Raw genomic sequence first — 11,931 nt, 5'->3', positions numbered from 1 at the left:
ATCGCTGGTGGTGCCTTCTACATGGCCAGAGTCGATGTGGGCCTGCTTGATCCAGGTGCGAATGGTCTGGGCCAAGGGCTCGGACTCAGCGGCCAGGTCCTCGCGACTACGGCCCGAGCGGGCCAGAGCGATGATCTGGTCGCGGTACTCGGGCGGGTACGCGGGGCGGGCCTTGGGCACTGCAATCTCCTCGTTCGATGACAAAGTATCCGAAAGCGGACATCTGTCCACCGAACCGAAGCAAGATCACTTCCATCACCTCGCTTTCGCAGAAGTTGTAACCCGCCTGCATGACGCGCGCCTCGTACACATCCATGGGCTGCATCCAACCACGGGCTTCCGGCACTCCTCCGGACAAGCCTCTGATCTGCGCTGCCTCTCTACCGAATCCCACCGCCCCCAAAAAGTACTTATAGACCATCAGAAACACCAAAAACACAGGCTTCTCTACACACACCAACAAATCAAATGACCACGAGCACCAATTTCTGCAAAACGCTTCCTGTCGATCTGACAGAAAGCTAGACTCACCGCATGCCGAACGACACCTGGCAACCACCCTCCGTGCTGTTGACCGTTGACCTGGTCATCCTGACCCTGCGGTCCTCAGCCCTCCACGTCCTCCTCATCGAAAGGGGCATCGACCCCTACAAAGGCGAACTGGCCCTGCCCGGCGGGTTCATCGCCGATTCCGGTGAGGACGTCTTCGACGCGGCCTGTCGAGAACTGCGCGAAGAGGCCAACCTCGACGCGACCGATCTCCACCTGGAGCAGTTAGGCGCCTACGGCACCCCCGGCCGGGACCCGCGGGGGCGCATCGTCTCCGTCGCCTACCTCGCCATCGCACCCGGCCTGCCCGAGCCCGAGGCCGGTACCGACGCCTCGGCGGCCTCCTGGCGTCCCGTCGAGGAGTTCTCCTCGGGCCGCGGGCGGCTCGCCTTCGACCACTGGCAGATCCTCGACGACGGGCTGGAACGCGCCCGCTCGAAGATCGAGCACACCTCGTTGGCCACAGCCTTCTGCGACGAGACCTTCACCATCGCCGAACTGCAACGGGTCTACGAGGCGGTGTGGGGGTTCGGACTCGACCCGCGCAACTTCTACCGCAAGGTCCAGGCGGTGACGGGCTTCCTCACCCCGGTCATCTCGGACCGGCGCGTGACCAAGGGACGCCCCGCGCGCCTCTTCCGAGCAGGACCCCAACAGGTACTGCGCCCTCCGATGATGCGGCCCCTGTCCCCGAGCCGGAACGAGAGCGAAGAATGAGCGACGACCTCGTGGTGGTGCTGACCGCCCTGAACCTGGAGTACAAGGCCGTGCGGGAGCGGCTCCACTCCCCCGAACCGCACCTACACGCCAGGGGTACCCGGTTCGAGATCGGAACACTGCCCGGCGGCCGTGGACGCGTCGTTCTCGGACTCACCGGCAAGGGCAACCAGTCGTCGGCGGTGCTGGTCGAGCGTGCGGTCCAGGAGTTCTCACCGGCCGCACTCCTCTTTGTAGGCGTGGCCGGAGCCCTGTGGGACACGCCTCCCCTGGGCGACGTGGTCGTGGCGACGCACGTGTACGCCTACCACGGCGGAACCAGCGAGGACGACGGCCTCAAGGCCCGGCCCCGCGCATGGGAGTCACCGCACGGCATCGCCCAGACGGCCGCACACCTGGCCAGGCTCGGCACATGGTCCCGGCACGCACCGCCGGAGAGGCCGCGCCCCCAGGCGCACCTGGGCCCTATCGCCGCCGGAGAGATCGTGCAGAACTCGCGTATCTCCCGCGAGGCCGAGTGGATCAGGCAGACCTACAACGACGCGTTGGCCATCGAGATGGAGGGCGCCGGAGTCGCCCAGGCCGGACACCTGAGCGGCGCACCGGTGGCGATCGTGCGCGGCATCAGTGACCGCGCCGACGGCACGAAGGCCAGCGAGGCGGACCGCGAATGGCAGCCGGTCGCCGCCGCGAACGCCGCGGCCTTCGCCCTGGACCTCGCGGAAGAACTCATCGGACAGGAGGAGTCCCCCACCATGCGCAAGGACAGCAACTCCGGTGACGGAGGCAACGTTACCAACACCGCCTACGGGAGTGTCGGCGTTCAGGCGGGCCACGTGCGCGACAGCACGTTCCACGTGTCCTTCGCTGCACCCGGGTCCGGCGGGACCAGGATCGCGGACGAACTCGCCGCCCTCAGGGAGAAACTGGCGCGGGAGCGCTCGGCGGGACGCATCGACGAGGACACCCACGAGGCGGCGTCGGCCGAGATCGACATCGCCGACAAGGGAATCGAGGAGGGAACGCCCGAGAGCAGGAAGACCTCGGTCCTGGCCCTGAAGCGCCTGCGAGGGTTGCTCGGCGATCTGGCGTCGCTGGCCGCGCAGGTCGCGACGCTGATCACCGCGGTGAAAGGGCTCTCATGAGCGGGCCTGATACCGCCAACACGGCTGAGTCCGGCTCCTACGTCGGCGTCCAGGCGGGCCATGTGCACGACTCCGTCATTTACGTAGTGGGCCCCGACGACCCGCCTGAGCGTGATTACGAAGTCGGGTGCCGTTACCTCGCGGACGGAGTCCCAGTCAAAGCGAGGGAGCACCTGGAGCGAGCCTACGCGCGCGGATTCGACGGCCCGGAGATCCATTTCCATCGGGCTCTGGCCATCCTCAGTAAGCGCTCCTACCGGGATCTCACCAAGGAGGACCGCGCGGTCCTGGGAGAGCTGTCAACACGGCGGACACCGGTAGGACGTAACGAGTGGTGGCGGGGCCTGGACATCGTCTTGGCGCTCCTGTCCTGCGTGGACGGCTCCGGTGGAGACCCGGCGGACACGATGATCCGCCTGGACGCTCTGCCCAGCGTGCAGCGCGACCTGATTCTGCGCCATCTCGGTCTGGTACTCACCGGAGGTATGAAGCAGGGTGTGTGGCACCGGATCCGGGAGGGCGCCAAACTGGAGCAACGCGCCCACGAACGGGTCGACCGGGCTTGGGTCTACTTCGAACCCGTACCCGCCGGGGCCAGGGCCAGGAGGCCCAGGCCGAAGTCCACCGCCCTCCGGGATATCTTCGGAGGTCTGATCCTGGCGAGCACGTTCCTGTTCCCTGTCACGGTCGTGATGAAGTCCGCCTTGGCTCAGGGGAGCCTGCCGTCGCTGATTTCCTGCTTGGCGATGCTCGTCTTCGGGTCCGCCGCAGGTTGGCACATCGCCTTCTGGAATCACAAGCACCGGCGCAGGCTCGCCAAGGAACAGGAGTACGGTTACCGACGCTCGCGCACGCGTCCGCCCGAGCGCGGTTTCGCTGATCATGTGGAGCGCGCGTTCGACCACTACTTCGCCAAGTACGCCCCCGAACCGGAGAACAGGGACGAGTGGCTCAGCCAGACCATCGGCGTACGCCGGTCTCTGCGTGATGAGGTCGCCCGTGTCTACCGGGAGAGCAGCGTTCGCAACGGAGCAGTGAACTGGCTGATCCGGTTCATGGTGCGTGATGTTCGGTGGCGCTGGACCAAGGGCCTGCCGCTGGAGCCTGACGAAATCCACGCAGTGGGAACGGCGGCCAAAGCACGATGCGTGATCCTGTGTCTGCTCTCGGCGGCGGCGACCATGACGGCCCTCAGCATCGCGTTCCAGGAGTCACCGGTCTCAACCGTGGGCTGTGTCCTCCTCGCCGTGGTCGCCGGCAGGTTCGCGATTCCCCTGTGGTTGAGGATCCACAGTGAACACCGTCGTTACAGGGAGGAGAACTGGGAACGGGAGGTTGTCCTCACCGCGCGGGAAGCCGAGTACGAGCGGTGGAAGGGCAAGCTCGAAGCGCTGATGCCCACGGAAACGGAGATGGAAGCCTGGTTGAACGCGGATAAGACCCTGATCCTCAACGAGGCCCTGAAACACCACCGCCTGGCCTGGTCTGAGGTCACCACCCACGCTTTCCTCCCGACACCGGGCCGTCCCTGCAAGTCGGCCAGCGTGCAGGGAGGCCCTTGGCGCCACTCAAAGTACGAGATCAGGGTCTTCTTGGTCACCAACGAAGGAGTGCGGGAGGCCACGGCCAAACTCGACTTCGAGCGGGCACGGTGGCACCGCAGCGAACGGGACAACTACCGTTTCGACGCGCTTTCCTCCGTCCAGGTGCAGATCAAGAGCGCACGGCGCTACACCCTGAACATCACGCTGACCAACGGACCGGCCAAGAGCATCCCGGTGTCCGACACTCCCGTTCACGACCAAGGGGACGAGGAACCGCAGACCGAGGCATCGGATATCAACCTCGACGCCGCCGGGTTCTCCCACACGCTCCGCATTCTCGAAGGTATGGCCGCCGAGGGCAAACCGTGGTTCGAACGCGCGACGGATCCTCCACCCGCTTTCGCGTCCGAGCACCCCGAGACCGATCCCCCTTCGGACGCGGGTGCCGCCTCACCGACACGGAACGGTAAGGCCCGACGCGATCGGTCAACGCAACCGCTCCCAGTGGCTCCCGTACCGTGAGCCTCCGGTGCACCCGCGCGGGTGCACCACGGCGGCGAAAGGCTTGCACCCGGAGGTTGCACATCTCCCAGCGGAATCCGGGACAACGCGGCACAACCGGGTGAAGGCATTCCCCCACCACCTGCGACTTCTTGCGTTCTCGCGGTTCAGAACACTTACCGGCCACAGGTCAATTCCCGTCACCCACTCCAGAGACGAAAGCCCCTGACCAGCGCGAACGCGCAGCGGTCAGGGGCTTTCGGGTTGTCGGGGCGGCGGCGGGCCCGACGTTCAGCCCGTCTTCCGCAGCGCGGCGCGGGCGAACGCCCTGCCCCGCGCCGTCGGCGCGATCCCACGGGCAAGAGAGCCTTTGGGCCACCCGCCCAACATGTCCAGCACCACCCACGCCTCGTGGGCGGTGTCCCTGGCCGCCAGCGAGTCCACCGGCAGGCCTTCGCCGATCCGCCATCCCAGGCTGGTCAGGACCTCCGCGACCTCTCCGGGCACGTCCCGGCTCCCGGCCGCCACGGCCAGCACCGTCACCAGACACCCCACCCGCTCGACCTCGGGATTCGGCTCGGGCGGCATGCGTGCGGCCAGGTGGTCCCACAGCGCCCGGGGGTCGTCGCGCACCTCCCTGCCCGCCTTGGTGGGCAGCAGTCGCCCCTTGTACCTGCGCACCAGTCCCATCCTCCGCGCGGACTCGCGCAGGTTGAGCACCGGGAGCGTCTGGCTCTCCCGGTTGAGCGCGCCTATCCAGCTCCCGGACAGGCCCAGCGCTCCGGCGGCCTCCTCCACACTGGCCGGAGGCAGGTAACCGGAGCCGGTCAGTTTCACCCCAGCGTCGCCGACGTGGTCCAGCAACCAGGTGTAGGGACGCACCGCGGCGCGAACGGTGGCCGTGCTCGGTTCCTCGTCTCCGGAGGCGGCCGCCTCGGCGACCAGGGACAGCAGCCGCCCCCGCACCCGCGGGTCGCACACGGAGCCGAGCAGCTCGGCGACCGATCCGGGAAGATCTTCGGGGAGCGGTTCGGACACCGCCCTCAGAGTCCGGTTGACCGTGTCGGCGTCGAACGGGACCGGTGTCCGGTCCGGGTCGGGGTCCTCGCCGAAGACCTCCCGGTACTCGGCGAGCGCCTCGGCGTGTTCGGGGTGTCCGGTGTCGGTTGCGGCGCTGAGGAGTTCGTACCCGGGCGCACCGCCGCAGTCCTCGGGTGGCGCGGGCCTGTCTCCGTCCGTGCACACGGCCCGCACGGTGTCCGCGTCGCGGGGCAGGACGGCCTGGAGGGTGAGCAGGTGCTCCCAGTCGTCGCCGAAGTCGTAGACGTAGAACAGTCGGTCTCCGACGTCGACCAGGAGCTCGTCCAGCCTCACCTGTTCCTCGGGAACACCGGTCTCGCCCTCAGCCACATCGAACGGCGACAGGTAGCGCTCCGTCTGGTCGCTGTAGTAGTCGGGACCGCTGCCGAAGCGGTGCAGGTGGTAGTCCTCCCAGCAGAACGCAGCTTGGAGGATGGCGTGCACCTCGTTCAGGAACAGGTCCGACGCCAGTTCCAGCCTGCGCCAGACGGGCGGCTCGGTACCCGTGAGCTCCGCACTGACCCGGTAGATGACGGCTTCGTCGCGACGCGGTCGCCGCCGGGACGCGGGCACGGGCCTGGCGAGCGGGTCGGCCGAGTCCCGCAAGGCGGAGAGGAGACCGTCCAGCCTCCTCGCCCCGCCCTCTGCTCCGGGCCCCGCCGCTTCCCGCAGCAGACGTTCGGACTCATCGGGCACATTGCCGGGTCCGTCGTGATCGCGCACGGGGGCAGGGTACCGAGAAGTCAGACGTTCCTCTCACGGGAATCGCGGGTCGCCCGCGATCGGTGCCGCGCGCTGTCCTTCATCCAGTGGACTGCCCAGAGTGGAGGTGCCCCGAGGTTTCGGGACACATGTCCAGTTGTCCACCACGCCAGGATGCGCCCTTGACAACCAGGGAGCATTGGAGCCTGGCACTCAAGAGCCGGAAACGTTCGACGCGATCGTGGCCCGTCGTGGACGCCGGGAACGTCAACGCCCATGAGGAGTGAACCGCTGGCGCATGCGGAAGCAAAGAAATCCGCGTGGAGCTTGGCTGTCAGTGGCGGTGGGGGGGTGTTCGCCAGGTGTTCGCCTAAGCGTGCGAACAGGGTGGATGGTGCTGACAGTGCAGGTCAGGGGTGGTACGGGGTGTTCGTTCGCACGCCCCGACTTATAACGTCTTTCTCCACTCTTATCGGGGTGAGGGAGGGGCTGGGCCAGGGCGAGGCACAAGAGCTTCTGACTGTCGGGATGTCCAATCCGGTGAATGGGGTGGCTTCTCTGGAGGGGGAGGGGCATACCCATGTGGATGTGGGATGAGGACAGCGGTGTCAAGGGCGGGAGCGCTGGTGCTCGGCCAGGGTGAACAAGGGCCAGGGACGGTGTCGACGGGTGCAGGAGCCGGTGGTGTACCTGGCCAAGGCGCGCGGGGCGCGGGGCGCGGCCGCAGGGAAAGGGGGAGCACTTTTCGCGCGGGAAGTGATTCGGGCAGGCCGGGTATCGGGTGGTGTCCATGCTCGGGCGCGTGAAGAAGGGTAAGTTGACCGCTGCGCTCTTGTTGGGTGTCCTGGACCCTTTCCGTGCGTGGTTGAATCCTGCTGAGTGGCCGCCTTGCAAGTGACGGTTCCGAGCAGGGGTTCACCTTCAAGGTCTTCGAGCACCGCTGAGGTCTGGTGAGCCGGGCATCGAAGAGGCGGCTTTTGGGTGATTAATGATTTGTTTGGTGGTTTTAGCGCCAGTGATGCGTGTGTCTGTTTCTGAAGAAGTTGGAAAAATGGCTGCTTGCCACTGGTAAGTTCGCAGGTCGTTGACTCTGCTCCCCGCGCACGCGGGGATGGTCCCGACTTGCCCGCGCGGGCGATGATGCCGGACACCTGCTCCCCGCGCACGCGGGGATGGTCCCAGCCGATGGTCCTCCAACGTGGTCACGCCGGACTGCTCCCCGCGCACGCGGGGATGGTCCCGCGCGCACCCGTTCAACGTGGTTGGTGACCACCTGCTCCCCGCGCACGCGGGGATGGTCCCGCCGATCGGGCATGCTCCGGATTCCACAGGTCCTGCTCCCCGCGCACGCGGGGATGGTCCCCAAGTCGACGCGTGGTGGCTCCGTGCCGCCGGCTGCTCCCCGCGCACGCGGGGATGGTCCCGTGCCGAACCCGTCAGGCGCGGCCTGCTGCTCCTGCTCCCCGCGCACGCGGGGATGGTCCCGCTGGCACCACCGGGGCTCACCCCGTGGTCACCTGCTCCCCGCGCACGCGGGGATGGTCCCTGTCCGACCGCGACGGCGACGGACGCCGGGACCTGCTCCCCGCGCACGCGGGGATGGTCCCGCCCAGGGCGACGCGGGCAAGGGCCCCGACCCGGCCGAGCTGCTCCCCGCGCACGCGGGGATGGTCCCCTCACGGTCGGCGTGGCCGGGGCGGCGTGGCTCTGCTCCCCGCGCACGCGGGGATGGTCCCGGCGAGGACCTAGGGCGTGTTCTAAGTTTTGATCACGGTTTTGGCACTCACCCCCCGGGCGAGTACCAGAACCGGTAGACCAGACCCATGGCACGTGGTGACCTCACAGACGACGAGTGGGACCTGATCAAGCCGCACCTGCCCCTGGGCGCCCGCGGACCCATTCCCAACCTGCGCAGCTACTTCAACGCCATCATGTGGCGGTTTCGCACCGGCGCCCCCTGGCGCGACGTCCCCGAACGCTACGGTTCCTGGTCCACGATCTATGACCGGTTCCGCCTGTGGGCCTGCACCGGCCTCTTCCAGGCCCTCATGGACGAGATGACCGCCCAGGCCGCCGCCCGCGACGACGTGGACCTGGGCCTGGTCAGCGTGGACTCCACCATCACCCGCGCCCACCACCACGCGGCGGGCATGCGCGTGGACCCCGATCTGCTCCAGGACCTCGACAAGGCCCTGGCCGAGGAAAAGGGGATCCGAAAGCACAACGATACGACGCCGTAGACCCCACCGCCCAGGACGAGGCCGAACGTCGGCGGCGCCGTGCGCTACGGCGCCGCCGCAAAGCCCGGTGCAAGGCTGCTGACCTGGGTCGGTCCCGGGGCGGACTGACCAGCAAGGTCCACCTGGCCACGGACCGGCGCTGCCGCCCGCTGTCGATCGTGTTGACCCCCGGACAGGCCGCGGACAGCCCCCGGTTCATCCCGGTGATGGCCAAGATCAGGGTGCGCGGCCCCCGCGGCCGCCCCAGGACCCGGCCTGCGGCGGCGTCCGGGGACAAGGCGTACTCGTCCCGGGCCAACCGCACCTACCTGCGCAGACGCGGCATCAAAGCGGTGATCCCGGTCAAGGCCGACCAGGTGGCCAACCGTAAGAGGCGAGGATCGGCGGGAGGCCGCCCGGTCGGCCACGACGCCGAGCTGTACAAGGACCGCAACACCGTGGAGCGCACCATCAACAAGTTCAAGGAATGGCGGGGGCTGGCTACCCGGTACGACAAGACGCCCCAGAGCTATCTCGCGGGGCTTCACCTGCGCGGAGCCGTCCTGTGGTTGCGCAGCCTGCCCGCCACACCATGATCCAAACTCAGAACACGCCCTAGAGGGCGTCGCCATTTTGGGCTGCTCCCCGCGCACGCGGGGATGGTCCCAGCGGGGTGCCGATGGCCCAGGTGACCCACCGCTGCTCCCCGCGCACGCGGGGATGGTCCCTGGCTGTCGCTGATCGGGACGAGGCGGGCCTTCTGCTCCCCGCGCACGCGGGGATGGTCCCTCCGCTGACTACACGGCGGACTTCGAGCGGTGCTGCTCCCCGCGCACGTGGGGATGGTCCCCAGGTCGACGCCTGGTGGCTGTGCGCGATGGGCTGCCCCGCGCACGCGGGGATGGTCTGCTTCCTGTCAGCGTGGTGTCAGAAGGGCTGGCGTGTCTTCTGGCGCCCGCAGGTATGCTCCCCGCCGCCCTGTCAGCCCCGATGACAGAAACGCTGTCAGTACTCCCTGCGCGCACGGACGCGCTTTCCCGAGACTGACAGACAAAGGGTCGCGAGCTTGATCCCGCTCCGGCGAGAAGATCGGCTGACATCGGGCGCGGCACAGGTGGTTGTCCTACCCGTGCAGGCACTCCAGCGCTGACAAAATCTCTCTGTCAGGACCATCCGCCAGCTCCTCCATCCCGCTGGTGAAACAGGGCACCGAGTTGGGGATCTCCATGGCGTCCTCGGTGCAGCCGAGCGTTCCGATTCCCCCACCGTGTCGACGGGCCTGCGCACCGCCCGTGCCTTCAGGGCCGGAGTGAGCGCGGGAGAAGGAACCCTTAGTCAGCTGTCAGTCAGTGCGAGCCGCACTCGGGTAGCGCTGTCGCCCGCTGACGGTGGAGTACACGGCCCCCTACGCGCGGACACCGGCGGCGGCCCGGAACACCGCCCTGTGTGGTGCCCATGCACACAGGAGGTCCCGGGCCGCGACGGCTTCCTGCGGCAGAGCCCCCTGCCGGGCCCTGCCGTAGACGCGTCCGGTGTCGGGGACGGACACCTTTCCCATAGGCGCGAAGCCGTGCCGTCACCGCAGGCGGCCACCGTGCCCTGTGGCCGGTGCGGCGGTGGTACGGCCTCGGCCGCTTCTGAGCTCCGCCCACCTCGCGGTGCTCCTGGAGCGGCCAGCCCGACCCCCTCGGGCTGCCGCCGGTACGCTGCCGGTGCCCAACCGGATACCGCACCGGGAAAGGCGGGTGCCGTCGTCCGTCAACCGGTTCCCCGTGGTCGGCGGACCGGGAAACGGTCTGCGACCGGGGCGGCGACCGGAGGCCCCCGGACCCGGGGAGGCGTGTCCCCGCCCTGTCGCCGCTGGCCGTCCGGAGCGGTGGGACGGTCGGTTCGCTCCCCCTGCCGGGAACGGATCCGTTCGCCCCCGTTCGGGGGCCGGTCAGCGGAAACAGGACCCGGGACACGGGCGTCATCCTCCCTGGTCCCGGGAGCGGTGAGGCCGGAAAGAGCAAGCCCCTCCGCGGATCGGGGCGGCGCTGGGTCCGCCACGTCCTCGCCATGGACAGCGGCGCCCTCCTCGGGGTCCTCCCGAAGGGCGTTCGGACCGGAGGCCGTGTCCAGGACCTGCGGCGTGCCGTGGTCGACCACCAGCACCGGCGGGTTGGCCCCGACGTCGAAGCGGCGCCAGGCCGTGGTCCCGGTCTCGTCGCGTTCCCCGAGCCTCAGGTGGATGTGGGGCTCTCCGCGGTCCACGGCCCGCTGGTAGGCCCCGGTCACGTCGAACTCCACGCCGCCGCTCACGGGGCAGGCGGCCCTCCCGCCCCTGACCCTGCGGGTGTCGAGCAGGGCGCGGGCCCGCGGCTGGTCGTTCCAGGTGGTCCCGTCGTCGAAGGGATCGACCCGGTGCAGCTGCACGTGGGAGTCGCTGTCGCAGTCGTAGGACCACACCACCTCGGTGCGCAGCACAGCGGAGTCCACGACGGTGCCGGGCCCCAGCGCGACCGGGAACCGGAACAGGGCCCTACGGGTGTAGACACGGTCCCACACGAGGCGTCCCGTGCCCACGCTGGCGGTCTCGGTGCCGCCGTGGGACCGGTCGGGAGAGGTGCGGTCCACGTAGGTCCACAAGGAGCTCTCGACCTCGGTCCGACCGCCGCCGGAGCGCACGGGGGCGGGAGAGCCGCCGGTGGCAGAGCTGGCGGCGGCAGAGCGGTCGTCGGGTCCGATCGTGTCGCCGGGTTTCCCCGCGTCCGAGGCGGCCCCGCGCGGTTCACCGCTCCGCTCCCCGGAGGCGCCGTGCTCTCCGGGGACGGACGTGCCACCGGTGGTGGCGGGGGCCTTCTCGTGGGCTGTGGCGGGAGCGACCGTCCCCAGCACGAGGACCAGGGCATAAGCCGCCCAAGCCGCCGTCGCACGGGTCAGGGAACGACGCATTACGGTTGGTGCCTACACATTCAAACTACGACCGAAAAAGAATTCAGAAGAAACGTTCACAACCCGCTTCAACCACAAGGAATTTACCAAGCTTCCACCGCAGCCCACAAACCCCAGGGGTATAAATACAGGCCAAAACCACGATTACTACCAGCAGAAACGCGGACGCCGCCGCAACCTGCCCGAAGGCACTCGAACCCACCGGAGGTCTTTATATGACAACCAGAAAAAACCAATTCGCGCCAGACCGGAAACCAGCCGTTACTCAGGACCGGCATACGCTGACAACAGCCCCTCGCCGCGGCCCGGTGCGGGGCCGCGGCGAGGTCGAAAGGGGTACGGCCACGAAGCGACGGAGCCCCCTCCGGAGCCGCTGGTCGCCCGCGGGCGACTCTCAGGCCATGAGGGCCATGACGGCGGGGGCGATCACCGAGTAGCTGTTGTTGACCATGTGGACCACGACGCCGGGCCAGACGGACCTGGTCCGGTGGAGCAGCACGGCGGCAGGGCCGCGTGGGGGGGGGGGGGGGGGGGGGGGGG

At 68.5% G+C, this 11,931-nt stretch carries 6 protein-coding genes, 1 pseudogene and 1 CRISPR repeat array; of the genes and pseudogenes, 4 read left to right on the top strand and 3 right to left on the bottom strand.

Annotated elements, in window-relative coordinates:
- Positions 1 to 180, bottom strand: a 180-nt coding sequence (locus tag ACSIH6_RS38245) for a transposase (protein WP_488186067.1), incomplete at its 3' end; no start/stop codon positions are given.
- 354 nt (positions 181 to 534) lie between these two features.
- On the opposite strand from ACSIH6_RS38245, the gene ACSIH6_RS38240 reads away from it, so the two are divergent.
- The 3 genes from ACSIH6_RS38240 to ACSIH6_RS38230 all read left to right on the top strand — a co-directional run bounded on the left by ACSIH6_RS38240 (position 535) and on the right by ACSIH6_RS38230 (position 4,477).
- Positions 535 to 1,266, top strand: coding sequence for an NUDIX hydrolase (locus ACSIH6_RS38240; RefSeq protein ID WP_435113580.1), 732 nt, complete (start codon positions 535 to 537; stop codon positions 1,264 to 1,266).
- Positions 1,263 to 2,411 carry a 5'-methylthioadenosine/S-adenosylhomocysteine nucleosidase family protein gene (locus tag ACSIH6_RS38235; RefSeq protein ID WP_435113577.1) on the top strand — a complete coding sequence of 383 codons (1,149 nt, stop codon included), beginning with the start codon at positions 1,263 to 1,265 and terminating at the stop codon, positions 2,409 to 2,411. Before ACSIH6_RS38240 ends, ACSIH6_RS38235 begins: the two co-directional genes overlap by 4 nt.
- A gap of 62 nt (positions 2,412 to 2,473) precedes the next feature.
- On the top strand, positions 2,474 to 4,477 hold the full coding sequence (locus tag ACSIH6_RS38230) for an SUI1 family translation initiation factor (RefSeq protein WP_435113575.1): 2,004 nt from the start codon (positions 2,474 to 2,476) through the stop codon (positions 4,475 to 4,477).
- Between the two features lie 270 nt (positions 4,478 to 4,747).
- Here the strand turns inward: ACSIH6_RS38230 and ACSIH6_RS38225 are convergent, their stop codons facing one another.
- Positions 4,748 to 6,259, bottom strand: coding sequence for a plasmid pRiA4b ORF-3 family protein (locus ACSIH6_RS38225; protein ID WP_435113573.1), 1,512 nt, complete (start codon positions 6,257 to 6,259; stop codon positions 4,748 to 4,750).
- 1,069 nt (positions 6,260 to 7,328) lie between these two features.
- Positions 7,329 to 7,974: direct repeats of the CRISPR family, unit length 29 nt; unit sequence CTGCTCCCCGCGCACGCGGGGATGGTCCC.
- An 87-nt stretch (positions 7,975 to 8,061) separates the two neighbouring features.
- Here ACSIH6_RS38225 and ACSIH6_RS38220 point away from each other — a divergent pair.
- Positions 8,062 to 9,053: pseudogene (locus tag ACSIH6_RS38220) on the top strand (IS5 family transposase).
- A gap of 1,162 nt (positions 9,054 to 10,215) precedes the next feature.
- Here ACSIH6_RS38220 and ACSIH6_RS38215 read toward each other — a convergent pair.
- Positions 10,216 to 11,391: a DNRLRE domain-containing protein gene (locus tag ACSIH6_RS38215; protein WP_435113571.1), complete on the bottom strand. Its 1,176-nt coding sequence runs from the start codon at positions 11,389 to 11,391 to the stop codon at positions 10,216 to 10,218.
- Positions 11,392 to 11,931: the final 540 nt, after the last annotated feature.

Source organism: Nocardiopsis synnemataformans (genome assembly GCF_965343085.1).
Taxonomy (GTDB): Bacteria; Actinomycetota; Actinomycetes; order Streptosporangiales; family Streptosporangiaceae; genus Nocardiopsis; species Nocardiopsis alborubida.
Note: the sequence above shows the minus strand (reverse complement) of the source record. Positions and strands in the feature narration are given on the sequence as shown.